We start from the raw sequence: 24,520 nt of genomic DNA, 5'->3' as shown, positions 1-24,520 counted from the left end.
GCGGGGCGCCCTGAGGTGAGTCCAGGGCCGACCCCTGACGGATCGAGCCCCGGTGCAGCCATAAGCGCAGCGTAGCGACCGGTGGGGGCCGTGACGCCGCTCACCCGGAGGGAGGCCGCCTTTGCCGATGTCGGCAATATACGCAACACTGGTGTTGTGAAAACAGCTGGACGCAGCGACGTGGTCGAGGACCGTGCACCTTCCGTGCACGGCGTCGATCCCGTGCCGTCGTCCGCCGACGGCGGCACGCGGTTCGCCGTGGCCCGGCTGTTGCTGGAGCAGGGCCCGGTGACCGCCGCGGCGGTGGCCGCCGAGCTGGAGCTCTCCGCGGCCGCGGTGCGCCGCCACCTCGACGCGCTGATCGCCGACGGTGAGGCGCAGGCCCGGCAGGCGTCCCGGCGCGGCCCGCGCGGCCGCGGCCGGCCGGCCAGGCAGTACCTGCTCACCGACGCCGGCCGGATGCGTTTCGGTCACGGCTACGACGATCTGGCCACCGCCGCGCTGCGCTACATCGCGCAGACCGCAGGGGAGGACGCGGTCATCGCGTTCGCCCGGAGCCGGGTCGCCGAGCTGCTGGCCCCGGAGGCCGAGCGGATCGCCGCCGCCGAGACCCCCGATGCGCGAGCCGACGCCCTGGCCGAGGTGCTCACCGACCGCGGCTACGCTGCGCAGGCCCGGGAGGCCGGCCACGGCGTGCAGCTGTGTCAGCACCACTGCCCGGTGGCGCACGTCGCCGCGGAGTTCCCGGAGCTCTGCGAGGCCGAGACCCGAGCCTTCGCCGAGCTGCTGGGCACGCACGTGCAGCGGCTGGCCACCATCGCACGCGGGGACTCCGCGTGCACCACACACGTCCCGCTGGATGGGCCCGAACTCTTCCGGCGGTTCGAAACGACCACCACAGTCCCGAGAGGGAGGCAGTCCGAATGACGACCGCTCCTGAGGCACTCACCCAGGAGGAGACGCTCGCGACGCTCGGCCGCTACGAGTTCGGCTGGGCCGACTCGGACGCCGCCGGTGCAGCTGCACGTCGCGGCTTGTCCGCCGACGTCGTCGCCGACATCTCCGCGCTGAAGAACGAGCCGCAGTGGATGCTCGACTTCCGGCTCAAGGCGCTCAACCTGTTCGAGCGCAAGCCGATGCCGCGGTGGGGTTCCGACCTCTCCGGGATCGACTTCGACAACATCAAGTACTTCGTGCGGTCCACCGAGAAGCAGGCCGCGTCCTGGGACGACCTGCCCGCGGACATCAAGAACACCTACGACAAGCTGGGCATCCCGGAGGCCGAGAAGGCCCGCCTGGTCGCCGGTGTCGCCGCGCAGTACGAGTCCGAGGTCGTCTACCACCAGATCCGCGAGGACCTGGAGGCGCAGGGCGTCATCTTCCTGGACACCGACACCGGCCTGCGTGAGCACCCGGAGCTGTTCAGGGAGTACTTCGGCTCGGTGATCCCCTCCGGGGACAACAAGTTCTCCGCGCTCAACTCGGCCGTGTGGTCGGGCGGGTCGTTCATCTACGTGCCGCCGGGCGTGCACGTCGACATCCCGCTGCAGGCCTACTTCCGGATCAACACCGAGAACATGGGCCAGTTCGAGCGGACGCTGATCATCGTCGACGAGGGTGCCTACGTGCACTACGTCGAGGGCTGCACGGCGCCGATCTACAAGTCGGACTCGCTGCACTCGGCCGTCGTCGAGATCGTGGTCAAGAAGGGCGGCCGCTGCCGCTACACCACGATCCAGAACTGGTCGAACAACGTCTACAACCTGGTCACCAAGCGGGCCAAGGCCGAAGAGGGCGCGACCATGGAGTGGGTCGACGGCAACCTCGGCTCCAAGGTCACGATGAAGTACCCGGCCGTGTTCCTCATGGGCGAGCACGCCAAGGGCGAGGTGCTCTCGATCGCGTTCGCGGGCGAGGGCCAGCACCAGGACGCCGGCGCGAAGATGGTGCACATGGCGCCGAACACGTCGTCGACGATCATCTCGAAGTCGGTGGCGCGCGGCGGCGGCCGGACCTCCTACCGCGGTCTGGTGCAGGTCAACGCGCGGGCGCACAACTCGCGCTCGACGGTGAAGTGCGATGCGCTGCTGGTCGACACGATCAGCCGCAGCGACACCTATCCGTACGTGGACGTGCGCACCGACGACGTGTCGATGGGGCACGAGGCCACGGTGTCCAAGGTCAGCGACGACCAGCTGTTCTACCTGATGTCGCGCGGCCTGACCGAGGACGAGGCCATGGCCATGGTCGTGCGCGGGTTCGTCGAGCCCATCGCGCGCGAGCTGCCCATGGAGTACGCGCTGGAGCTGAACCGACTCATCGAGCTGCAGATGGAGGGTTCGGTCGGATGACCGACGTTGTTTCCGGGCTGGCCCCGGAGCTGGCCGGGGCCAAGAAGGGTTCCGGCGAGGTGCCGGCCGCCTCGGCGGGCGAGCGGTTCACCTCGTACGACGTGGAGGCCTTCGAGGTCCCGGGCGGCCGCGAGGAGAACTGGCGCTTCACCCCGATGAAGCGGCTGCGCGGACTGCACGACGGCACCGCGGCACTCGACGGCACGGTGACCCTCGAGGTCACCGGTGCCGCCGAGGGCGTCACCGTGGAGACGGTGGGCCGTGACGACGCGCGGATCGGCGAGGCCGGCACCCCGGCCGACCGCATCGCCGCCGCCGCGTGGTCGGCGTTCCGCGAGGCCACCGTCGTCACCCTGGACGGCGCCCCCGAGCCGGTGACGATCACCGTCACCGGGCCTGGCGCCGACGCCACCGCCGCGTCCCACCTGCAGCTGCGCACCACGCCCCACACCGAGGCGACCGTGGTGCTGGAGCACCGCGGCTCGGGCGCGCTGGCCGACAACCTCGAGATCGTGCTGGGCGACGGCTCCCGGCTGACCGTCGTGGTCACCGAGGAGTGGGCCGACGACGCCGTGCACGTGGGCGCCCAGCACCTGTCCGTCGGCCGTGACGCCACCCTGCGGGTCACCTCGGTGGCCCTGGGCGGCGACCTGGTGCGGATCAGCCCGGTCGTGTCCTACCGCGGTCCCGGCGGCGACGCCGAGCTGGTCGGCCTGGGCTTCGCCGACGCCGGCCAGCACCTCGAGCAGCGGCTGCTGGTGGACCACTCGGTCCCGAACTGCACGAGCAACGTGCTCTACAAGAACGCCCTGCAGGGCAAGGCCGGGACCACCGACGCGCACACGGTGTGGATCGGCGACGTGCTGATCCGCGCCGCCGCGGAGAACACCGAGACCTTCGAGTTCAACCGCAACCTGGTGCTCACCCAGCACGCCCGCGCCGACTCGGTGCCGAACCTGGAGATCGAGACCGGCGAGATCGCCGGCGCCGGTCACGCCAGCGCCACCGGCCGGTTCGACGACGAGCAGTTGTTCTACCTGCAGAGCCGCGGCATCCCCGAGGACGTGGCGCGGCGGCTGGTGGTCCGCGGGTTCTTCGGCGAGATCCTCAACAAGATCGCCCTGCCCGAGCTGCGCGAGCGCCTCGAAGCCGCGATCGAGGCCGAGCTGAGCATCACCGGCGTCTGAGCCGTTCCGCACCCACCACAGACCACGGAGTTCTGACACACATGTCCACCTTGGAGATCAAGGACCTGCACGTCTCGGTCGCGGCCGAGGGCGGCGCCAAGGAGATCCTGCGCGGCGTCGACCTGACCGTCCGCGGCGGCGAGACCCACGCGATCATGGGCCCGAACGGGTCCGGCAAGTCCACCCTGGCCTACGCGATCGCGGGGCACCCGAAGTACGAGATCACCGGCGGCCAGGTCCTGCTCGACGGTGAGGACGTCCTCGCGATGACCGTCGACGAGCGCGCCCGGGCCGGCCTGTTCCTGGCCATGCAGTACCCGGTCGAGGTCCCCGGCGTGTCGATGGCGAACTTCCTGCGCAGCGCGGCCACCGCGGTGCGCGGCGAGGCGCCGAAGCTGCGCACCTGGGTCAAGGAGGTCAAGTCCGCGATGGACGACCTCGAGATCGACCAGGCGTTCGCCGACCGCAGCGTCAACGAGGGCTTCTCCGGCGGTGAGAAGAAGCGCCACGAGGTGCTGCAGCTCTCGCTGCTCAGGCCGAAGATCGCCGTCCTCGACGAGACCGACTCCGGTCTCGACGTCGACGCGCTGCGGGTCGTCTCCGAGGGGGTCAACCGCTACAAGGCCTCCGGTGACGTCGGCGTCCTGCTGATCACGCACTACACGCGCATCCTCAAGCACATCACCCCGGATGTCGTGCACGTGTTCGCCGGCGGCCGCATCGTCGAGTCCGGCGGTGCCGACCTCGCGCACGAGCTGGAGGAGCACGGCTACGTGAAGTACGGGGCGGGAGCCGAGGTCGCGTCGTGACCGCCGTGCAGGCCCGCACCGGCACGGGCCTGGATCTCGCGAAGCTCCGCGCGGACTTCCCGATCCTGTCGCGCACCGTGCGCGGCGGCCGTCCGCTGGTGTACCTGGACTCCGGGGCCACCGCGCAGCGGCCCCGCCAGGTGCTCGACGCCGAGCGGTCGTTCCTCGAGCAGCACAACGCGGCGGTGCACCGCGGCGCGCACCAGCTCGCCGAGGAGGCCACCGACGCCTACGAGTCGGCCCGGGCGCGGATCGCCGCGTTCGTCGGGGCCGACCCGGGCGAGATGGTGTTCGTCAAGAACGCCACCGAGGGCATCAACCTGATCGCCTACGCGATGGGCAACTCCAGCATCCGGACCGGCCTCGGGGCCGACTCCGCGCGGTTCGCGCTCGGCCCCGGCGACGAGATCGTCATCACCGAGCTGGAGCACCACGCGAACCTGGTGCCGTGGCAGGAGCTGTGCCGGCGCACCGGGGCGACCCTGCGCTGGTACTCGGTGACCGAGGAGGGCCGGCTCGACCTCGACTCGATCGAGCTGACCGACCGGACCAAGGTCGTCGCGTTCGCGCACCAGTCCAACGTGCTGGGCACCGTGGCGCCGGTGGCGGAGCTGGTCCGCCGGGCCCGCGCCGTCGGCGCCCTGGTGGTGCTCGACGCGTGCCAGTCGGTGCCGCACATGCCGGTGCACCTGACGTCGCTGGACGTCGACTTCGCGGTGTTCTCCGGGCACAAGATGCTGGGCCCGTCCGGCGTCGGTGTGCTCTACGGCAAGGCCGAGCTGCTCGACGCGATGCCGCCGTTCCTCACCGGCGGGTCGATGATCGAGCTGGTGCGGCTGGAGGGCTCGACCTACGCCCCGCCGCCGCAGCGGTTCGAGGCGGGCGTGCCGATGACCTCGCAGGCCGTCGGGCTCGCCGCCGCGGTGGATTACCTGAACGAGATCGGCATGGACCGGGTGCACGCCCATGAGCTGGAGCTGACCAAGGTCGCGCTCGACGGGCTGCGCGAGATCCCGGGCGTGCGGATCATCGGACCGGACTCGCTGGCCGACCGGGGCGGCGCGGTGTCGTTCGTGGTCAACGGGGTGCACGCGCACGACGTCGGCCAGGTGCTCGACGACCGTGGGATCGCGGTCCGGGTGGGGCATCACTGCGCGTGGCCGCTGCACCGCCGGTTCGGCGTGGCCGCCACCGTGCGCGCGTCGTTCCACGTCTACAACACCCCGGACGAGGTGGCTCAGCTCGCCGACGGCGTGCGGGCCGCGCGTGAGTTCTTCGGAGTCGCCTGAGATGCAGCTCGAGCAGATGTACCAGGAGATCATCCTGGACCACTACCGGTCGCCGCACCGGGCCGGTCTGCGGGAGCCGTTCGACGCGGAGTCGCACCAGATCAACCCGACGTGCGGTGACGAGGTCACCCTGCGGGTGAAGCTGGATGCCTCGGGGGAGAAGGTCGAGGACGTCTCCTACGAGACGCTCGGCTGCTCGATCAGCCAGGCCGCGACCTCGGTGATGACCGACCTGGTGGTCGGTCAGTCCGTCGAGGAGTCGATGCGGGTGCTCGCGGCCTTCCAGGAGATGGCACAGGGCCGTGGCAAGGTCGAGCCGGACGAGGACGTGCTCGGCGATGGTGTGGCCTTCGCCGGGGTGGCCAAGTACCCGGCGCGGGTGAAATGCGCGCTGCTCGGCTGGATGGCGTTCAAGGACGCGCTCGTCCGGGTCGGCAGCGACGAAGCAGAGAAGGGAGTGGACCGATGAGCGAGACCGCCGAAGAGTGGGTTGCGGGCTCGAGCGCCGGCCCCGAGAACCCGACGGCCACCGAGGAGGTCGTGCGCGGCGCTGCCGGCATGCCCGAGCCGCCGGCCCAGCGGGCTGAGGACCCCTCGATCGACGACATCGAGGAGGCCATGCGCGACGTGGTCGACCCCGAGCTGGGGATCAACGTCGTGGACCTCGGCCTGGTCTACGGCCTCGCCGTGGAGTCGGGCACCGCGGTCATCGACATGACGCTGACCTCGGCGGCCTGCCCGCTGACCGACGTCATCGAGGAGCAGGCGCGGGCGGCGCTCACCACGGGTCCCGGCGGTGGCCTGGTGAACGACATCAAGATCAACTGGGTGTGGATGCCGCCGTGGGGCCCCGAGAAGATCACCGAGGACGGACGCGAACAGCTGCGCGCCCTCGGCTTCCGGGTCTGAGCCCACCCGGCCCCGATTCGTGGTGTCGGCGGGGGTGGGGGCAGGCGGATCGCGTCAGGTCGGGGAGCCCGGGTGCTCGCCGCGGCGCAGCAGGAAGGGCTGCAGGTGCCGGTAGCCGCGCACGTTCAGCGGGCGCAGCTGCCGGATCTGGAACCGCGGGTCGTCGGCGAGCGCGGTGGCGACCGCGCGGTCGACCAGCACCGAGTCGGGCCGGGCGTGGGTGGTGAGCCGGGCGGCGATGTTGACCACCTCGCCGTAGACGTCGCCGAACCGGACGAGCACGTCGCCGGCAGCCAGGCCGATGCGCAGCGCGGGCAGCGAGGGTTCGGCCCGCACCCGGTCCTGCAGGGCCAGCGCGATGGCGGCGGCGTCGGCGATGTCGTCGGCCACGAACAGCACCTCATCGCCGACGGTCTTGATGATCCGCCCGCGGCCCTCGGCGATCACGTCGGTGGTGCTGGACCCGAACCGCTCGATCATCTCGCTGAGCTCGGTGGTGGAGCGCCGGCGTGTCGTGCGGGTGAAGCCGACCATGTCGGCGAACCCGACGGTGAGCGGCCAGGTGTCGTCCGCGTCGCGCCCGACGACCACCCGGGAGACGGTGGCGGCGAGATGCCGGCGCCAGATGTAGGTCTGCAGCGTCTCGAGCGTGGGCAGTATCGCCGAGGCCAGCTCGAGCGACTGTTGCGGTGATACCCCGTCGGCCTGGTCGGCGACGAGTTGCGTGAGCATGCCGACCTGCCACTCGGCGAGCCTGGACATGGCCTGTGCGACAGCCCGGGCGACCGCCTCCCGGACGTCCGGGGCGAGGATCCCGACCTCGGTGAGCTGCGACATCAGCCGGGCCGCCTCGATGTCGCGCTCGGTGAACAGCACGTCGCTGTCGCCCACCTCGGGGAAGCCCAGCGACCGCCAGAGCCGCCGGCCCTCCTCGAGGTCCAGGCTGGCGCGCTCGATGACCTCGGGCCGGGTGTAGCGCCGCGGGGCGCCGAGCACGATCTCCTCGAGCGCGGCGGCGAGTGGCAGCGACTCGTCGAGCCGCCGGACCTCGCCGCGGTTGGCGGCGTCCAGCAGCTCGTCGAGCGCGTCGAGCCAGTTCGGTGGGTCGGCACTCACCGGCGTGGTCGCGAGGCGGGTGTCAGGTGGTGTGGACGATGAGGACGTCCACACCGGCCCGGCGGGCCACGTCCGAGGGGACCGATCCGAGCAGCCGGCCGCTGAGGGTGTTCAGCCCCCGGTTGCCGACGACGAGCAGGTCGGCGCCGTGCTCGGTGACGGCGCCCCGCAGCACGTCGACCGGCGCGCCGTCCACCGCCTGCGTCTTGATCTTCTTGGCGCCGACGGCGACGGCCTTGTCCTCGGCGGAGCGCAGCGCCTCCTCGGCCGGGGTCCAGCCGCGGACCAGGTAGGCCTCGTCCTTGAGCGCGTCCTCGGCCTCGACGGTCTCGTCGCGGCTGGCCGGGGTGAAGGCGGAGACGATGATCAGCTGTGCGTCGCTGTCCCGGGCCACGGCCGCGGCCCGCTCGACCGCGGCGAACGAGGTGGTCGAGCCGTCGGTGCCGACGACGATCGTGTTGTAGGCGGACATGGGGAGCCTCCGGCGGTGACGACGTTCTCGGTAATGACGTCCAGTGCGGTGACCTTCAGTGAAGGGCAAGTTACCGCTTGTAGCTCACGGCCGCGCACCCGGCACCGCGGTAGTCACCCGGCCCGGGTCGCCGGGGCGTCCAGGCCGGGGGCCGGGGGCAGCAGCGCCGGCCCGACGAGCCGCCCGCGCAGCGCCCACCCGGAGCGGCCGAACAGCGCGTTCATCGCGGCGACGGTGCCGGTCAGGTCGTCGCGCCCGGTCAGGTAGGCCCAGCGGTGCCGCGGCGGCAGGCCGAAGAACACCTCGAAGAACGCGGGCACCCGGTCCGGCGGCATCCGCAGCAGCGCCTCCAGGCCGCGACGGCGCAGCACGTGCACGGCGCGGGCGGCCCGGGGCCACACGACGTCGCGGGCGGCGGTGCGGGCGGCGCCCGGCGCGGTCGGCAACCCCCGGGCCAGCGCCTCGGCGACCCGCGGGGCCAGGGTCAGGGCGGCGGCCACGCTGAACCCGGTGGCCGGGTGCACGAGCGGTGCCGCCGACCCGAAGGCGACGGCGGTGTCGTGGCGGTGCCGGGCGCCGTCCACCGGGAAGCGCACCCGTTCGGCGCGGGCGTCGGTACCGGGGGAGACGCCGTGCCGGGCCAGCCGGGCCAGCAGCCGGCGCCGCAACACCGGCAGCGGCAGCCCGGGGCGGCGGGCCAGCGAGGTCTCCTCCAGCAGCACGGCGCCGCCGCCCAGGGGCACCGCGTAGAGGAAGGTGGGCCAGCCCGGCTCGCCGTGGTCACGACGCCAGTCCATGAACAGTGCCTCGCTGGGCCCGACGAACGGGGCGGCCAGATCCTGCGGCACGACCAGCCCGTACGCGGTCTGCTCGGCGGCCGGTCGGGCGAGCCGGGACCGGGGACGCAGCGGCTGGTGGTGCCCGCCGGCGTCCACCACCAGCCGGGCCCGGGCCCGGCCGCCGCCGGCCAGGGCGACGCCGTGCGGGTCGGGGCTGCCCGTGGCCCGACCGGCCCGCACCTCGACACCGGCCCGGTCGAGCTCGGCATCGAGGTGCCGGCGCAGGGCGGGCACGTCGAGCACCGCGTACTCCCAGCCCAGCCGCTGCTCGGTCAGCGCGATGGCGCGGCCGTGCGCGCGGGCGGCCACCAGCCCGGCCGGGAAGCCCGGCGGCAGCTCGCCCGACCACGCGGCGTAGGTGGCCCGCCACGGCCGGTCCGGCGCCGGGTCGAGCAGCGCGGTGCGCAACCCGCGGCGGCCGCACTCGGCGGCGATCGCCCGTCCGGCCGGACCGCCGCCGACCACCAGCACGTCGTCGGTCGGCACCGGCCAGTTCTACCTGTTCCCGGCGCGGCCCGCGCGCCGGCTCAGCCGAGCTTGCCGCTGGCGAGCGCGCCGCCGTCGATCCGGACGGTCTCGCCGGTGACCCAGCCCGCCGCGTCGGACACCAGGAACCCGACGACCGACGCGACGTCCTCGGGCTCGCCGAGGCGCTTGAGCGGGTACGCCGCGGCGACCCCCTCCTCGTCGGCCTCGTAGAGCGCGGTCGCGAACTTGGTCTTCACCACGGCCGGGGCCACGGCATTGACCCGGATCGCCGGGCCGAGCTCGGCGGCGAGTTCCTCGGTGAGCCGGATCAGCGCCGCCTTCGACGCGCCGTAGGCGGCGATCACACCGGTGGAACGCAGCCCGCCCACCGACGCGATGTTGACCACCGAGCCGCCGTGCTCGCCCATCCAGGCCTTGTGGGCGAGCTGCACGAAACCCAGCGCGGCCACGACGTTGACGTCGAAGATCTTGCGGACGGCGTCGAGGTCGGCGTTCATCAGCGGCCCGTAGACGGGGTTGATGCCGGCGTTGTTGATCAGGATGTCGAGGCTGCCGAAGGCCTCGACGGTGCGCGTCACCGCCTCCTCACGCGACTGCGCGGAGCCCGCGTTGCCCGCAATGCCCAGCACGCGGCCCTTGTCCCCGCCGGCCGCGTCGGCGACGAGCGTGTCGACGGCGGTGGCCAGCTGCTCGGGCTTGCGCCCGGTGATGGTCACCGAGGCGCCGCGGCGCAGCAGTTCGGCGGCGATCGCGTAGCCGATTCCGAGGCTGGCGCCCGTGACGAGGGCGGCCCGGCCGGCGAGATCCCCAGAGGTCGTGATGTCGGTCATGGGCGCGACCCTACTTCGGAAATCGTTTCGCACCGGCCGGTAAGCTGGAGCTGTGATCCGGATCGGGTAGCGGCCGCTCGGCCGTGCCGATGTCTACCTGTCTCCTACCGTCCGGACCTTCTGGAGTCTCTCTCGTGATCACCGCCACCGACCTGGAGCTGCGGGCCGGGTCACGGATCCTGCTGTCCGGAGCCACCTTGCGCGTCCAGCCGGGCGACCGGATCGGGCTGGTCGGGCGCAACGGCGCCGGTAAGACCACCTCGATGCGGGTGCTGGCCGGGGAGGGCGTCCCGTACGCCGGGACGGTGAGCGCGAACAGCCCCGTCGGCTACCTGCCCCAGGACCCCCGTGAGGGCGACCTGAGCGTCACCGCGAAGGACCGGGTGCTGTCCGCCCGGGGGCTCGACGAGCTGCTGCGCAAGATGGAGAAGGCGCAGAACGAGATGGCCGAGCTCGTCGACGGCGCGCAGAACGAGAAGGCCGTCCGCGAGTACGGCCGCATCGAGGAGCGGTTCTCCGCGCTCGGCGGGTACGCCGCGGAGAGCGAGGCCGCCCGGATCTGCGCCCACCTCGGCCTGCCCGACCGGGTGCTCGGCCAGCCGATCTCCACGCTGTCCGGTGGGCAGCGCCGCCGGGTCGAGCTCGCCCGGATCCTGTTCGCGGCCTCCGACGGTGGCGGCGGGGGCGCGCCGAGCGCCACGACGCTGCTGCTCGACGAGCCCACCAACCACCTCGACGCCGACTCGATCACCTGGCTGCGCTCGTTCCTGTCGTCCCACGAGGGCGGTCTCGTGGTGATCAGCCACGACACCGACCTGCTGGCAGACGTGGTGAACAAGGTGTGGTTCCTCGACGCCACCCGCGGTGAGGTCGACGCCTACAACATGAACTGGAAGCGCTACCAGGAGGCGCGCGCGACCGACGAGAAGCGCCGCCGCCGGGAGCGGGCCAACGCCGAGAAGAAGGCGGCGGTGCTGCACACCCAGGCACTGAAGATGGGCGCCAAGGCGACCAAGGCCGTCGCGGCGAAGAACATGGCCCGGCGCGCCGACGAGTTGCTCGCCGGCCTGGAGCCGACCCGTAAGGCCGACCGGGTGGCCAAGATCCGCTTCCCGGACCCGGCGCCGTGCGGCAAGACCCCGATGACGGCCGAGGGACTGAGCAAGGCGTTCGGCTCGCTCGAGGTGTTCACCGGTGTCGACCTCGCGGTGGACCGCGGTTCCAAGGTCGTCGTGCTCGGGCTCAACGGCGCCGGGAAGACGACGCTGCTGCGGATGCTGGCCGGTACCGAGCATCCCGATGCCGGCCAGGTCGTGCCCGGGCACGGGCTGCGCGTGGGCTACTACGCCCAGGAACACGACACCCTCGACTTCGACGCGAGCGTCTGGGAGAACGTGCGGCACGCCTCCCCGGACACCCCGGAGCAACAGCTTCGCACCCTGCTCGGATCCTTCATGTTCACCGGCGACCAGCTGCAGCAGCCGGCCGGCACGCTCTCCGGCGGGGAGCGGACGCGGCTCGCGCTGGCCGGGCTGGTCTCCAGCGCGGCGAACGTGCTGCTGCTCGACGAGCCCACCAACAACCTGGACCCGGCGAGTCGGGAGCAGGTGCTCGACGCGTTGCGCCGGTTCACCGGGGCCGTGGTGCTCGTGACGCACGACCCGGGCGCGGTCGAGGCGTTGCACCCGGACAAGGTGATCGTGCTGCCCGACGGCACCGAGGACCTCTGGTCGGCCGACTACCTGGAGCTCGTGCAGCTCGCCTGAGGCCGCCGGCGACCGGTCTCACGGTGCGGTGCCGTCCGGCGCGCTGAGCCGGGGACACCACTCCACGTCCCCTGCGCCGGGTACGGCGACGAGCCCGGCCGAGATCCAGGCCAGGGCGAGCAGATGCCTGACGCCGGGACGCGTTCCGCGGCGGCGATCGGGAGGACGGTAGGTGCGGGGTCCGACATTTCGGGCCGTCTCGGACGGCTCCGCCGCGGTGATCGTCGGTGCGGAGCCGGTGGCCGCGAGCTGTACGGCTGCGGCCTCGGGGTCGGCGACCGTGGCGGCCCGTTGCGGTTCGTGCGGACCCGAACGCGTACAAGTCGGGGCCGAACGACCTACCGACGGCGACGCGGCGGTTCCGTTGTGGGGATGGAGATCCACGGCCGGTGACAGCGAGGTGGCCGCCGAATGACCATCCGCGATACACCGTGCGACCATGATCACTCGTGCGAGTGATCCGTTCGGCCGAACCGTTCACCGATCATTGAGTCGATCTCCTGGCGACACGGCGGCGCGTGGTCGATCATTGCCGCACCGATGAGCCGACCGGCTCCGGTCCGCGGTCCTCCGCGGTGGGGCATTGGAGGTCAACAGACGTGGCCGACCTGAAGAAGGGCGCCCGGATCACCGGCACCCAGCGTGACAAACTCGCCACCGATCTGCGCAAGAAGTACGAGAAGGGGGCCAGCATCCGGGCTCTCGCCGAGCAGACGGGGCGGTCCTACGGGTTCGTGCACCGGGTCCTGAGCGAGACCGGCGTGACCCTGCGCGGCCGTGGCGGGGCCACGCGCTCGAAGAAGAAGTAGCCGCCGAACTCGCTCCGGCCCCGAGCCCGCCCGGGCGGGTGGCCGCGGGGTAGCGTGCGCTCGCCGGGCGCTCGGGACGAGGCCCGTCGGAGGCGGAAGGATGGGCCGGAGTGGGCGCAGCGGTTGTGGACCCGGAGCTGTTGCTGCGGGGTGGACTGGAGTTCGATGTCGACGGCGTTCGCGCGACGATCACGCTTTCGCGGCCCGACGTGCTGAACGCCCAGACGCCGATCACCTGGGACGCGTTGCGCACCATCGGTGAGTCGCTGCCCGACGACGTGCGCGTCGTCGTGGTCCGGGGTGCCGGCCGGGCCTTCTCGGCCGGGCTCGACCGCCGGTTGTTCACCGCGCCCGAGGTCGACGGCATGCCGGGGATCCTGCAACTGGCCCAGATGCCCGACGCGGAGGCGGACGCCGCCATCGCGAGCTTCCAGGCCGGCTTCTCCTGGCTGCGTGACCCGGACCGGGTGACGGTCGCGGCCGTGCAGGGTCACGCGATCGGCGGCGGATTCCAGCTCGCGCTGGCCTGTGACCTGCGGATCGTGGCCGACGACGTGCAGTTCTGCATGGCCGAGCCGAGCCTGGGCATCGTTCCGGACCTGGGTGGTACCCACCCGCTCGTGCAGGCCGTCGGGTACGCCCGCGCCGTGGACATCTGCCTGACCGGTCGCCGGGTCGGCGCCGAGGAGGCCGTCGCGATCGGGCTCGCCCAGCAGGCGGTGCCGCGCGCCGACCTCGACGCCACTGTGGACGCCCTCGTCGCTGCGCTGACCTCCGCGTCGCCGGGCGCCGCCCGGGAGACTCTCGGGCTGCTCGCCGGGGTGGCCGCCGGCATCGACGCGGCGGACGCGCTCGCCGCGGAGCGGGCCGCGCAGCTGCGCCGGCTGAAGTCGCTGGCGGCCGGCGCGGGCTGAGCACCCGCCGCGGGCGGCGCCCACGCGGACGTCGTGTTCCGGCACGATCGCCCGACTGGCGCCGCCCGCGCCCGGCCCGCATCGTCGATGGTGGGTGGGAAGAGGTGCCCGTCCATTGGCGTTGTCCCCTGGTTGCAACGCTGTAATCACGAGGGAGGCCGGCGATGGACAACAGCTGGCGGTTGATGAGAGGGGTCGCCCGCGGAGCGGACGCGCCCCGCAAGGTCGCCAAGGGCACCGTCCGCCGGATCTGGACGTTCGCCCGCCCGTATCGGCGCGGTCTGCTGGCCTTCCTGCTGTTCACCACCGCATCGGCGGTCATCGGGGTGCTCACCCCGGTGCTGGCCGGCCGGGTCGTCAACGCGATCGTCGCCGGCGGGCACGCGGGAGCGGCGGCGGTGGCGGCGGCGACGGTGATCGGGCTGGCGACCGGGATCGCGGCGCTGGCCGTGCTCGACGCGGCGATCGGGCTGGTGACGCGCTGGTACTCCGCGCGCATCGGCGAGAGCCTGATCGTCGACCTGCGCCGTGCGGTGTTCGAGCACGTGCAGACCATGCCCATCGCGTTCTTCACCCGGACCCGCACGGGGGCTCTGGTCAGCCGGCTGAACAACGACGTGATCGGCGCCCAGTCGGCGATCACCTCGACACTGGCCAGCCTGCTCGGCAACGTGATCCAGCTCGCGCTCGCGCTCGGCGTGATGATCGGGCTGGCCTGGCAGGTCACGATTCTCGCCCTGGTGCTGCTCCCGATCTTCGTGCTCCCCGCCCGCCGGATGGGCCGGACCATCGCGGACCTGCGCCGCGAGTCGGCGAACCTCAACGCCGCGATGAGCACCCAGATGACCGAGCGGTTCTCCGCCCCGGGGGCCACCCTGGTGAAGCTGTTCGGGCGCCCCGAGGACGAGGCGGGCGAGTTCGGTGAGCGCGCCGAGCGGGTCCGCGACATCGGGATCCGGACCGCGATGGTCTCACGGGTCTTCGTCACCGCGCTCTCGCTGGTCTCCGCGCTGGCCCAGGCCCTGGTCTACGGCCTGGGCGGCTACCTGGCCGTCACCGGCCGGATCGCGCCCGGGACCGTCGTCACGCTCGCCCTGCTGCTCACCCGGCTCTACACGCCGATGACCGCGCTGGCCAACGCCCGGGTCGACGTGATGACCGCGCTGGTGTCCTTCGAGCGCGTCTTCGAGGTGCTCGACCTGAGGCCCATGATCACCGAGAGGCCGGACGCGCGGGAGCTGCCCGACGGGCCGGTGACCGTGCGGCTGCGCGATGTCCGATTCGCCTACCCCAGTGCCGAGCGGGTCTCGCTGGCCTCCCTGGAGGAGGTCGCGGTGCTCGACGGCCGCTCCGGCGAGGAGGTGCTGCACGGCGTCGACCTGGAGGTCGGCGGGGGGCAACTGCTCGCCCTGGTCGGCTCGTCCGGAGCCGGCAAGTCCACGATCGCCTCGCTCGTGCCGCGGCTCTACGACGTCGACGCCGGTGCGGTGGAGCTGTCCGGGATCGACGTGCGCGACCTGTCCTTCGCGGCCATCCGCGGCGCGGTCGGCGTGGTCACCCAGGACGGGCACCTGTTCCACGACACGATCCGCGCGAACCTGCGCTACGCCGCTCCCGAGGCGGCCGACGAGGAACTGCACGCCGCTCTGGAGCGGGCCCGGCTCGCCGGCCTGATCGCCGCTCTGCCCGACGGGCTCGACACCGTGGTGGGGGAGCGCGGCTACCGGCTCTCCGGCGGCGAGAGGCAGCGGCTGACCATTGCCCGGCTGCTGCTGGCCAAGCCGCGGGTGGTGATCCTCGACGAGGCCACCGCGCACCTGGACTCCGAGTCCGAGGTCGCGGTGCAGGCCGCGCTGACCGAGGCCCTCGACGGGCGCACGGCGATCGTCATCGCGCACCGGCTGTCGACCATCCGGGCCGCGGACCAGATCGCCGTGATCGAGCAGGGCCGGGTCGTGGAGCGCGGCACGCATGCCGAACTGCTGGCTGCGGCCGGGCGGTACGCGACGCTGCACCACACCCAGTTCACCGCGCAGGACGCGGACGCCGACGCCGACGCCGTGGCCTGTGGCATCGAGGGCTGCACGGTGCGGCATCGGGAGAATCACCTCGTCGGTTAGGTCAGGTAGTTGTAGTGTGCTAACTGTTATGGCGCTACAACGATCTGTGCGAGACGACGATGCCTGAGCTCGACCGCCGCCATCGGCTGCTGGTCCTGGCGATCTGCTGTACGAGCCTGTTCATCGTCGGGCTCGACAACACGATCGTGAACCTGGCCCTGCCGGCGATCCAGCGCGACCTGCACGCCTCGGTGTCGAACCTGCAGTGGACGATCGACGCCTACACCCTCACGCTGGCCGGCCTGCTGATGCTGGCCGGGTCGACCGCCGACCGGATCGGCAGGCGCCGGGTCTTCCAGACCGGACTCGTGCTGTTCAGCATCGGCTCCCTGCTCTGCAGCGTGGCCCCGGACGTCGGCTCGCTGATCGGGTTCCGGGTGCTGCAGGCGATCGGCGGGTCGATGCTCAACCCGGTGGCCATGTCGATCATCACGAACACGTTCACCGAGCCCCGGGAGCGCGCCCGGGCAATCGGCGTGTGGGGCGGGGTGATCGGTCTGAGCATGGCGCTGGGCCCGGTGCTGGGCGGCGCGCTGGTCGATTCGGTGGGCTGGCGGTCGATCTTCTGGATCAACGTGCCGGTCGGGATCGCCGCGGTGCTGCTGGCCGCGCGGTTCGTGCCCGAGTCGAAGGCGTCGCACCCTCGCCGGCTCGACCCCGCCGGGCAGTTGCTGGTGATGGTCGCGCTGGCCGGACTCACCTACGGCATCATCGAGGGGCCCGGCAAGGGCTGGGGCTCACCGTTGATCGTCGGCTGCTTCGTGACGGCCGTGGCCGCCGCGGTGGCGCTGGTCGGCGTCGAGTCCCGGCGCCGGGAGCCGCTGCTGGACCCCCGGTTCTTCTCCAGCGCGCCGTTCACCGGAGCCACCGTGATCGCGATCTCCGCGTTCGCCGCGCTGGCCGGGTTCCTGTTCCTCAACGCGCTGTACCTGCAGAGCGCCCGCGGCTTCACCCCGCTGCAGGCCGGGCTGCTCACCCTGCCCATGGCCGCGATGACGGCGGTGCTGCCACCGCTGTCCGGCCGGATCGTCGGGTCCTACGGCCCGCGGATCCCGCTGCTGCTCGGCGGGGCCGGGATCGCGCTGGGCGGTGTCCTGCTGCTCGGCCTGACCAACGACTCGTCGATCGGCTTCCTGATGCTCGCCTACCTGGTGTTCGGCGCCGGGTTCGGGATGGTCAACGCCCCGATCACCAACACCGCCGTGTCCGGGATGCCGGCGGCGCAGGCCGGGGTGGCCGCAGCGGTGGCCTCGACCAGCCGGCAGGTCGGCTCCGCGCTCGGTGTCGCCATCGTCGGATCCACGGTGACCTCGCACGTCGTCGGGTCGCTGCGCACCGGGCTCGCCGAGGCCAGCCGGATCGGCTGGGGCATCGTCGTCGGCTGCGGGCTGATCGTGGTCGTGCTCGGCGTCGTCACCACCGGCCGGTGGGCACGGCGGACCGCCGCGCGGACGGCCGAGCACTTCCGGTCCTCGCCGGCGCCGGCCACGGTGGTCGCGTCGTGACCGGGGTCCACGACACGGCGCCCGACACCGCTGCCACGCGGGTGTGGCAGCGGATGCGGGCGCTGGTGCTCGACCAGCACGACCGCCGCCGGGAGGTCTCCGAGACGCTCGGGATGAGCTTCATCCGGGCCAAGGCGCTGCGACAGGTGGTCGCCGAACCGATGACGATGCGCGAGCTCGCCGATCGGCTCAACACCGACCCGCCGTACGTCACGGTGGTGGTCGACGACCTGGAGCGGCGCGGCCTGGTGCGCCGCATGGCTCATCCCGGCGACCGCCGGTGCAAGGTCGTCACGGCCACCTCGGCGGGCGCCGACGCGGCGGCGGTGGCCGAACGGATCCTCGGCCGTCCGCCGCAGGCGCTGCGCAGCCTGTGCGCCGCCGACCTCGCCGAGCTGGACCGCATACTCGCCGGTCTGGCCTCCGGCTGACCCGCGTTCGGGGTTGGCCGCGACCGCCGCGGGGAAGGTCGTGGGCGGGCGATCGAGGAGGACCGATGGGCACGGACGCCGCCACCGAGGCCACCGACCTGGACGAGCTGCGGCGCGCCGCGGGGCACTGCACGGCATGCGACCTGTACCGGCACGCCACCCGGACCGTCTTCGGGGAGGGGCCGAGCGATGCCCAGCTGATGCTGATCGGCGAGCAGCCCGGTGACCGGGAGGACGAGGAGGGCCGGCCGTTCGTCGGGCCCGCGGGGCGGCTGCTGGACCGGGCGCTGGAGCAGGCGGGGATCCGTCGCGCGGACGTCTACCTGACCAACGTCGTCAAGCACTTCGCGTTCGAGCAGCGGGGCGCGCGGCGCATCCACCGCGCGCCGCGCGCCGCTGAGATCCGGGCCTGCCGTCCGTGGCTCGACGCGGAGCTGCGGGTGGTGCGGCCCGACGTGCTCGGCCTGCTGGGCGCGACCGCCGCGCAGGCGTTGCTGGGCCGCTCGTTCCGCATCACGGAACACCGCGGCGAGGTCCTGGAATGGGAGGGCTACGAGCTGGTCCCGACGGTGCATCCCTCCGCCGTGCTGCGCACCCCCCGTGAGCAGCGCCACGAGGCGTTCGACGCACTGGTCCGCGACCTGACGGTGCTGGCGGGCCGGGTGCGTTAGCCGGGTACGGCGGGCCCGGGATGCGCGGCCCGCGCCCGGCGGTAGGCCGCCGCCGCGGTGTCGAGGTCGGGAAAGCAGAACGCCAGGTCGGCGAGCCCGCACAGCCGCACGACCGTCTGCGTCGCCGGCCCGGTCACCACCGCGAGGAACTGGTCGGGGCGCGACCGCTCCCCGGCGTCGAGCAGGACCCGCACCCCGGCCGAGGCCAGGAACGTGACCTCGGTGAGGTCGACGATGACCGCCGGCTGCGTCGCCAGCGCCCGCTCCACGGCGGTCCGCAGCACGTCCTCGGTGCTGATGTCGACCTCTCCTCGGACCCCGCAGCGGGTCGCGCCGCACGGGTGCCGGCTCACCTCGACGGCGAGCGGTCCGGGCGCGGCGGGGTCGAGGTCGATGTGGGGCTCCCGGGTGGGCGGTTCGCGAGCCCGTCGACGCTACCCTGCCGTGGTACGTCCGCACGACCACCGGATGGTTCAGCACCGACCGGCACCCACCGGTCCCGCCTGCGACGACCCGGCACCGGGACCTGCCGTGTGCCATGGTGTCGACCGGGCGGGGGCGGGCGCGCTTCGTCGCGGTGTCGCCCGCGCGCCCCCTGGGGACCGGCGGCCCGCCGCCCGCCGTGGCCCACACCGCCGTGGGCCCGGCCGTCGAGGTGCACGCCGAGCTCGCCGACGCCGGCGTCGGCCGGCCCACCCTCGACGTGTCGGCGGTGTCGCAGCTGGCCGGCGCGGGGGTCGGGCTGCTGCGCGAGCTCACCACGCAGATGCGGCTGCGGCTCGTCGCCGCCGCCGGCTGCCCGGCCCGCACGGTGCTCGGCGTCACCGGTCTCGACGAGCTGCTGGGGCACCCCACCGGCTGATCCGGAACCGAGGTGTCGATCGCCGCTGCAGGGGGTAGCGAGGGGCGAAGGGGAACCCACCGCGATCGGGGAGGACACGAGATGACGGCGTTCGGTTACACGCTGCTGTGTGAGCAGCGCGGTCCGAAGGAGCTGGTGGCCGACGGGGTGGCCGCCGAGGAAGCCGGTTTCGACTTCGAGGTGATCAGCGACCACTACTTCCCGTGGCTCGACGAGATGGGGCACTCGCCGTACTGCTGGAGCGTGCTGGGCGCGGTCGCGTCGGCCACCGCTCGCGTCGGCCTGATGACCTACGTGACCTGTCCGACGATGCGCTACCACCCGGCGGTGGTCGCGCAGAAGGCGGCGACGGTGGCCCTGCTGGCCGACGGCCGCTTCACCCTCGGGGTGGGCGCGGGGGAGAACCTCAACGAGCACGTCATCGGGGAGGGGTGGCCGCCGGTCAACGTCCGGCACGAGATGCTCGGTGAGGCCATCGCGATCATCCGCGCACTGCTGGCCGGGGGCTACGCCGACCTCGAGGGCGACCACTACCGGGTCGACTCGGCCAAGCTGTGGGACTGCCCCGAGGGCGGGGTGCCGATCGCGGTCGCGGTGTCGGGCAACCAGTCCGCCGACCTGTTCGGGCCCCTCGCCGACGCGATGGTCGCCGTCCAGCCGGACGCGGAGCTGCGCCGCCGCTTCGAGGGTGCGGCGGCGGCCTCGGTACCGGTGATCGGACAGCAGCCCATCAGCTGGGGCCCGGACCGCGATGCCGCCGTGAAGCGCGCGCACGAGTTGTTCCGCTGGTTCGCCGGGGGCTGGAAGGTCAACGCGGAGCTGCCGGGGCCGGCGGGCTTCGCGGCCGCCACCCGATTCGTCCGGCCCTCGGACGTGGCCGAGAACATCCCGTGTGGCCCGGACGTGGCGGCGCACGTGGAGGCGGTGCGCCCGTTCGTCGACGCGGGCTTCTCCCACATCGCGCTGGCCCAGGTAGGTGGTGACACCCAACCGGCCTTCCTGGAGTTCGCCCGCGACGAACTGCTGCCGGCGCTGCGCCAGGAGTACGGCGCCAGCACCGACCCCTCCATCCCCGTCCTGCGCTGACCCGATGCCTGCGCCGGACCACTCCGAGTTGCCGAGATCGCCCCGGTGAGCCACGCTTGCACACACAGGTCGCCTGTTGAGCAGGCAGCATCGCGGCTTGCGCATCCCGAGTGCGCCCGCTCTGCCGGCCGGGTGCCCCGGGTCCGGTGATCCCGAGGAGACGCCGTGAGCGACTCGTCCATGCTGGAGCGCCCGACCGATGCAGCGCTGGAGATCAGGCTCCACAGCCCGGCCCCGGCGGTGGTCGTGGTCCGGCCGGCCGGTGAGCTCGACCTGGTCAGCGCCCCGTTGCTGGTCGAACGCGTCCAGTTCCAGCTGCGCTTCCACGAGCATGTCGTCGTCGATCTGCGCGACATCACGTTCCTGGCCTCGAGCGGCCTGCGTGGACTGCTCGATGTGCGGAAGGCGGCGTGCGCGGCCGGTGTCACGCTCTATCTGACCAGCGCCGACACCCCGGGTGTCGCCCGCGTCCTCGCGCTGACCGGGCTGGCCGAGGTGCTGCCGATCGTCGCGGCGAGCACCGAGGAGCTGGTGGCGAGCCTGGTGTACGCCGAGCGCCTGCGGAAGCGCTAGCAGGGATCGGCGGGGGTACGGCCGGGTGGTTCAGCAGCAGGCCGGGAGCTGATCGCCGCCGGTGGTGGCGGGTGCACCGCAGATGCACTCGCCGGAATCGAGCCGGCCGAGCGGATGGATGCCGGTGGCGTCGGCGGCGTCGGCCTTGACGGTGTAGACCTCCCAGGGCTCGGCGCCGGGCCCGTGCACCCAGACCTTGTCCTGCAGTGCGTAGCAGCAGGTGGTGTCGTTCTCGACCTGGGTGAGCAGGCCCAGTTCGGACAGCCGGGTGGTGGCGGCGCCGACCTCCTCGGTGGTCGCGACCTCGACGCCGAGGTGGTCGAGCACCGTCGGCCGGTCCGCCTCGCCCTCGATCAGCACCAGCTTGAGCGGGGGCTCGGCGATGGCGAAGTTGGCGTAGCCGGGACGGCGCTTGGCCGGCTCCACCCCGAACAGCGACCGGTAGAAGGCGATGGAGGCGTCGAGATCGGACACGCGCAGCGCCAGCTGGACCCGGGACATGACCACTCACTCCTCTTGTTTCGACAACTGTCGATACAGAGGTTGTGCCTTGGATCGGTCGATGTCAAGGTAGAAGCATGTCGAATCAAGGGCGGATGCTCGTCGAGCCGACCGGCACGGCGGGGTGCAGCTCGCCACTGGCCCGGGAGCCGCTGTCGGCGGAGCAGGCCGGCGAGCTGGCGCGGTTGTTCAAGGCGATGGGCGACCCGGTTCGGCTGCGGCTGCTGTCGTTGATCGCCTCGCACTCCGGCGGCGAGGCCTGCGTCTGCGAGCTGAGCGGCGTCTTCGACCTGACCGGGCCGACGATCAGTCATCATCTGAAGGTGCTGCGCGAGGCCGGGCTGATCTCCGGGGAGCGGCGCGGGACCTGGGTGTACTACCGGGTGGACCCGGATGCGCTGCGCCGGCTCTCGGCGGTGCTGGTGCCCGGCGAGACGCCGGTGGTGGCGGGGTGAGCACGGAGAACCTGACCGTCGCCGATGCCGGCGCACCCGGGGTCGTCGCGAAGCTGGCGACCCTGGACCGGTTCCTGCCGGTGTGGATCATCGCTGCGATGGTCGCCGGGCTACTCGCCGGACGCTGGATCCCCGGGATCGGCCCGGCGCTGGATGCCGTCTCGGTCGACGGCGTCTCGCTGCCGATCGCGCTCGGCCTGCTGATCATGATGTACCCGGTGCTGGCCAGGGTCCGCTACGACCGGCTGGACACGGTGACCGGGGACCGGCGGCTGCTGGTCTCGTCGCTGGTGCTGAACTGGGTGCTGGGCCCGGCGCTGATGTTCGCGCTGGCCTGGCTGATGCTGCCCGACCTGCCCGAATACCGCACCGGCCTGATCATCGTCGGGTTGGCCCGCTGCATCGCCATGGTGATCATCTGGAACGACCTGGCCTGCGGGGACCGCGAGGCCGCCGCCGTGCTCGTCGCGCTCAACTCGGTGTTCCAGGTGATCGCGTTCGCCGGGCTGGGCTGGTTCTACCTGGATGTGCTGCCCGGCTGGCTGGGGCTGCCGCAGGCCGACCTCACGGTGTCCTCCTGGGACATCGCCCGCTCCGTGCTGATCTTCCTGGGGGTGCCGCTGGTCGCCGGGTACCTGTCGCGCCGGCTCGGCGAGCGGGCCAAGGGGAGGGACTGGTACGAGGCCCGGTTCCTGCCGCGGGTCGGCCCGTTCGCGCTCTACGGGCTGCTGTTCACCATCGTCGTCCTGTTCGCCCTGCAGGGCGACGCGATCACCAGCCGGCCGGTCGACGTCGCCCGCATCGCGCTGCCGCTGCTCGCCTATTTCGCGATCATGTGGGCCGGGTCGAACGCACTCGGCAAGGCGATCGGGCTGAGCTACGAGCGCAGCACCACGCTGGCGTTCACCGCGGCCGGCAACAACTTCGAGCTCGCCATCGCGGTCGCCATCGCGACCTTCGGGGTCGCCTCCGGGCAGGCCCTGGCCGGGGTCGTCGGCCCGTTGATCGAGGTCCCGGTCCTCGTCGCGCTGGTCTACGTCTCCCTCGCCGCCCGCCGCCGCTGGACGCGCCGCCCCCTCACCGGAGAAGCCCCATGACCGACAACCCCACCGCCGTCCCCGAGGTGCTGTTCGTCTGCGTGCACAACGCCGGCCGCTCCCAGATGGCGGCGGCGTTGCTGCAGCACCACGCGAACGGGGCCGTGCGCGTCACCTCGGCGGGCTCCGCGCCCGCCGACGAGATCAACCCGGCCGTCCGGGCGGCCATGGACGAGATCGGCATCGACCTGTCGGCCGAGTTCCCGAAGCGGCTCACCACCGACGCCGTGCAGGCCGCGGACGTGGTCGTCACCATGGGCTGCGGGGACGCCTGCCCGGTCTTCCCCGGCAAGCGCTACCTGGACTGGGAGCTGGCCGACCCGGCCGGCACGGACGTCGCCGGGGTGCGCCCGATCCGTGACGACATCGAGGCCCGGGTCCGTGCCCTGCTGGCCGAGCTGGTCGCGGCCGGGACGACGTAGCCGTGTCCGGTCCGGGGCGCAGTTGCCCGCCGGCCTACCGCTACCGGCCCGAGGACCTCGCCGGGCCGGCGGCGTTCGAGGCCGTCACGCTGTACGTGGTCGGCGGACTGTACGGCAACACCGGTGCCCTGGACGCGGTCGTCGAACGCGCGGCCGCGGAGCCGGTACCGCCGGAGATCGTGTTCAACGGGGACTTCCACTACCTCGACGCCGACCCCCCGGCGTTCGCCGCGATCACCGAGGGGGTGCTCGCCTGCCGGGCGACGCTGGGCAACATCGAGTACGCCCTGACTGCGGCCGAGGCGAACCTGGGCTGTGGCTGCGACTACCCCGACTACATCGGCGACCACGTGGTGGCCGACTCCAACGCCGTGGTCGAGCGGCTCCGCGGCACCGTCGCAGGCTTTCCCGAGCAGCCGGCCCGGCTCGCCGCGCTGCCCCGTCATCTGACCGCCACCGTCGGCGGGCGCCGGGTCGGGATCGTGCACGGAGACCTCGAATCCCTCGCCGGGTGGAAGCTCGCCCTGGAAGCCGTGGAACCGGGCGACCCGGACGTCCGGGCGCGGACCGGCTGGTCCGGCGTCCCCACCGGCAGCGAGCAGGTCCTCGCCTGGTTCACCCGCGCCGACGTCGAGGTCGTCTGCTGCACCCACACCGGGCTGCCGCATGCCCAGGACGTCGAGCGCGACGGTCGCCGGTACCTGGTTGCGAACAACGGGTCCGCCGGGCTGCCGAACTTCACCGGCCGCCGCCACGGGGTCATCACCCGGCTCTCCGCCGACTCCGGGACACCTGCGGACAGCCTCTACGGCATCGAGCTGGACGGGCTGCGGTTCGACGCCCTGCCGGTCCGCTACGACACCGGACGGTGGGCGGCGGAGTTCCTCGCCACCTGGCCACCCGGCACCGCAGGCCACCGGGCGTATCACTCCCGGATCACCGACGGCACCTGGCTGCGGATGCAGCATGCCGCGCGCGGCGGTGTCCGGCTCACCGGTAGCTGAACACCGCCGACGT

The 24,520-nt window shown here is 72.6% G+C and carries 27 protein-coding genes and 1 pseudogene; 22 read left to right on the top strand and 6 right to left on the bottom strand.

The features are described 5' to 3' along the window. Positions 1-156: 156 nt before the first annotated feature. The 7 genes from HF526_RS24075 to HF526_RS24045 are packed head-to-tail and all read left to right on the top strand — an operon-like array spanning position 157 to position 6,545. Positions 157-927 carry a helix-turn-helix transcriptional regulator gene (locus HF526_RS24075; RefSeq protein WP_169383838.1) on the top strand — a complete coding sequence of 257 codons (771 nt, stop codon included), beginning with the start codon at positions 157-159 and terminating at the stop codon, positions 925-927. Beyond that, positions 924-2,351, top strand: coding sequence for a Fe-S cluster assembly protein SufB (sufB, locus tag HF526_RS24070; RefSeq protein ID WP_169383837.1), 1,428 nt, complete (start codon positions 924-926; stop codon positions 2,349-2,351). Before HF526_RS24075 ends, sufB begins: the two co-directional genes overlap by 4 nt. Next, a complete protein-coding gene (gene sufD / locus HF526_RS24065; protein WP_169383836.1) occupies positions 2,348-3,538 on the top strand; it encodes a Fe-S cluster assembly protein SufD in 1,191 nt (396 codons plus the stop codon). The genes sufB and sufD overlap by 4 nt, the downstream gene beginning before the upstream one ends. Positions 3,539-3,579: 41 nt before the next feature. Then, entirely contained in the window at positions 3,580-4,347 is a 768-nt protein-coding gene (gene sufC, locus HF526_RS24060; RefSeq protein WP_169383835.1) for a Fe-S cluster assembly ATPase SufC, read from the top strand. Continuing rightward, on the top strand, positions 4,344-5,636 hold the full coding sequence (locus HF526_RS24055) for a SufS family cysteine desulfurase (protein WP_169383834.1): 1,293 nt from the start codon (positions 4,344-4,346) through the stop codon (positions 5,634-5,636). The genes sufC and HF526_RS24055 overlap by 4 nt, the downstream gene beginning before the upstream one ends. Before the next feature lies 1 nt (position 5,637). Next, positions 5,638-6,105, top strand: a complete 468-nt coding sequence (sufU, locus tag HF526_RS24050) for a Fe-S cluster assembly sulfur transfer protein SufU (protein ID WP_169383833.1) — start codon at positions 5,638-5,640, stop codon at positions 6,103-6,105. After that, the gene (locus tag HF526_RS24045; protein WP_169383832.1) at positions 6,102-6,545 is read left to right on the top strand and encodes a metal-sulfur cluster assembly factor; all 444 of its coding nucleotides are present in this window, start codon (positions 6,102-6,104) and stop codon (positions 6,543-6,545) included. The genes sufU and HF526_RS24045 overlap by 4 nt, the downstream gene beginning before the upstream one ends. Before the next feature lie 54 nt (positions 6,546-6,599). Here the strand turns inward: HF526_RS24045 and HF526_RS24040 are convergent, their stop codons facing one another. The 4 genes from HF526_RS24040 to HF526_RS24025 form a co-directional block, all read right to left on the bottom strand. Continuing rightward, positions 6,600-7,661 carry an adenylate/guanylate cyclase domain-containing protein gene (locus tag HF526_RS24040; RefSeq protein ID WP_338051704.1) on the bottom strand — a complete coding sequence of 354 codons (1,062 nt, stop codon included), beginning with the start codon at positions 7,659-7,661 and terminating at the stop codon, positions 6,600-6,602. Positions 7,662-7,683: 22 nt separating this feature from the next. Beyond that, the gene (locus HF526_RS24035) at positions 7,684-8,133 is read right to left on the bottom strand and encodes a universal stress protein (RefSeq protein ID WP_169383831.1); all 450 of its coding nucleotides are present in this window, start codon (positions 8,131-8,133) and stop codon (positions 7,684-7,686) included. Positions 8,134-8,246: 113 nt separating this feature from the next. Continuing rightward, complete coding sequence (locus HF526_RS24030; RefSeq protein ID WP_169383830.1) at positions 8,247-9,458, bottom strand: lycopene cyclase family protein; 1,212 nt, start codon at positions 9,456-9,458, stop codon at positions 8,247-8,249. A gap of 41 nt (positions 9,459-9,499) precedes the next feature. Next, positions 9,500-10,291 carry an SDR family oxidoreductase gene (locus tag HF526_RS24025; RefSeq protein ID WP_169383829.1) on the bottom strand — a complete coding sequence of 264 codons (792 nt, stop codon included), beginning with the start codon at positions 10,289-10,291 and terminating at the stop codon, positions 9,500-9,502. Positions 10,292-10,455: 164 nt separating this feature from the next. On the opposite strand from HF526_RS24025, the pseudogene HF526_RS37525 reads away from it, so the two are divergent. The 8 genes and pseudogenes from HF526_RS37525 to HF526_RS23990 all read left to right on the top strand — a co-directional run. Then, positions 10,456-11,007, top strand: a pseudogene (locus HF526_RS37525) (ATP-binding cassette domain-containing protein); the annotation flags it as partial. Positions 11,008-11,082: 75 nt separating this feature from the next. Continuing rightward, entirely contained in the window at positions 11,083-12,057 is a 975-nt protein-coding gene (locus HF526_RS37520; protein WP_420821650.1) for an ABC-F family ATP-binding cassette domain-containing protein, read from the top strand. A 599-nt stretch (positions 12,058-12,656) separates the two neighbouring features. Continuing rightward, complete coding sequence (locus tag HF526_RS24015) at positions 12,657-12,866, top strand: helix-turn-helix domain-containing protein (RefSeq protein WP_169383827.1); 210 nt, start codon at positions 12,657-12,659, stop codon at positions 12,864-12,866. Between the two features lie 110 nt (positions 12,867-12,976). Next, a complete protein-coding gene (locus HF526_RS24010; RefSeq protein ID WP_169383826.1) occupies positions 12,977-13,780 on the top strand; it encodes an enoyl-CoA hydratase-related protein in 804 nt (267 codons plus the stop codon). A gap of 164 nt (positions 13,781-13,944) precedes the next feature. Next, positions 13,945-15,900: an ABC transporter ATP-binding protein gene (locus HF526_RS24005; protein ID WP_169383825.1), complete on the top strand. Its 1,956-nt coding sequence runs from the start codon at positions 13,945-13,947 to the stop codon at positions 15,898-15,900. Positions 15,901-15,959: 59 nt separating this feature from the next. Beyond that, positions 15,960-17,405, top strand: coding sequence for an MFS transporter (locus tag HF526_RS24000; protein ID WP_169383824.1), 1,446 nt, complete (start codon positions 15,960-15,962; stop codon positions 17,403-17,405). Next, complete coding sequence (locus HF526_RS23995) at positions 17,402-17,836, top strand: MarR family transcriptional regulator (RefSeq protein WP_338051702.1); 435 nt, start codon at positions 17,402-17,404, stop codon at positions 17,834-17,836. Before HF526_RS24000 ends, HF526_RS23995 begins: the two co-directional genes overlap by 4 nt. Positions 17,837-17,901: 65 nt before the next feature. Further along, complete coding sequence (locus HF526_RS23990) at positions 17,902-18,507, top strand: UdgX family uracil-DNA binding protein (RefSeq protein WP_169383823.1); 606 nt, start codon at positions 17,902-17,904, stop codon at positions 18,505-18,507. Here the strand turns inward: HF526_RS23990 and HF526_RS23985 are convergent. Next, a complete protein-coding gene (locus tag HF526_RS23985) occupies positions 18,504-18,860 on the bottom strand; it encodes an STAS domain-containing protein (RefSeq protein ID WP_169383822.1) in 357 nt (118 codons plus the stop codon). The genes HF526_RS23990 and HF526_RS23985 overlap by 4 nt on opposite strands. 188 nt (positions 18,861-19,048) lie before the next feature. Here HF526_RS23985 and HF526_RS23980 point away from each other — a divergent pair, with 188 nt between their 5' ends. From HF526_RS23980 to HF526_RS23970, 3 genes are all read left to right on the top strand, one after another. Then, positions 19,049-19,369, top strand: coding sequence for a hypothetical protein (locus HF526_RS23980; protein WP_169383821.1), 321 nt, complete (start codon positions 19,049-19,051; stop codon positions 19,367-19,369). Between the two features lie 81 nt (positions 19,370-19,450). Then, positions 19,451-20,455, top strand: a complete 1,005-nt coding sequence (locus HF526_RS23975) for a TIGR03557 family F420-dependent LLM class oxidoreductase (protein ID WP_169383820.1) — start codon at positions 19,451-19,453, stop codon at positions 20,453-20,455. Between the two features lie 165 nt (positions 20,456-20,620). Then, the gene (locus tag HF526_RS23970) at positions 20,621-21,028 is read left to right on the top strand and encodes an anti-sigma factor antagonist (RefSeq protein ID WP_169383819.1); all 408 of its coding nucleotides are present in this window, start codon (positions 20,621-20,623) and stop codon (positions 21,026-21,028) included. A gap of 30 nt (positions 21,029-21,058) precedes the next feature. On the opposite strand, the gene HF526_RS23965 is transcribed toward HF526_RS23970, so the two are convergent. Further along, positions 21,059-21,529 carry an ArsI/CadI family heavy metal resistance metalloenzyme gene (locus tag HF526_RS23965; RefSeq protein ID WP_169383818.1) on the bottom strand — a complete coding sequence of 157 codons (471 nt, stop codon included), beginning with the start codon at positions 21,527-21,529 and terminating at the stop codon, positions 21,059-21,061. Between the two features lie 77 nt (positions 21,530-21,606). Here HF526_RS23965 and HF526_RS23960 point away from each other — a divergent pair, with 77 nt between their 5' ends. From HF526_RS23960 to HF526_RS23945, 4 genes are read left to right on the top strand one after another with little or no spacing between them, the layout of a single operon-like run. After that, positions 21,607-21,984, top strand: a complete 378-nt coding sequence (locus tag HF526_RS23960) for an ArsR/SmtB family transcription factor (RefSeq protein ID WP_239029083.1) — start codon at positions 21,607-21,609, stop codon at positions 21,982-21,984. Continuing rightward, on the top strand, positions 21,981-23,081 hold the full coding sequence (arsB, locus tag HF526_RS23955) for an ACR3 family arsenite efflux transporter (protein ID WP_169383817.1): 1,101 nt from the start codon (positions 21,981-21,983) through the stop codon (positions 23,079-23,081). Before HF526_RS23960 ends, arsB begins: the two co-directional genes overlap by 4 nt. Next, positions 23,078-23,503: an arsenate reductase ArsC gene (locus HF526_RS23950; protein WP_169383816.1), complete on the top strand. Its 426-nt coding sequence runs from the start codon at positions 23,078-23,080 to the stop codon at positions 23,501-23,503. Before arsB ends, HF526_RS23950 begins: the two co-directional genes overlap by 4 nt. Positions 23,504-23,505: 2 nt before the next feature. Beyond that, positions 23,506-24,507, top strand: coding sequence for a metallophosphoesterase family protein (locus HF526_RS23945; protein ID WP_169383815.1), 1,002 nt, complete (start codon positions 23,506-23,508; stop codon positions 24,505-24,507). Positions 24,508-24,520: the final 13 nt, after the last annotated feature.

This window comes from Pseudonocardia acidicola (assembly GCF_012911935.1).
GTDB lineage: Bacteria > Actinomycetota > Actinomycetes > Mycobacteriales > Pseudonocardiaceae > Pseudonocardia > Pseudonocardia acidicola.
This window is presented reverse-complemented; position numbering and strand designations above follow the sequence as displayed.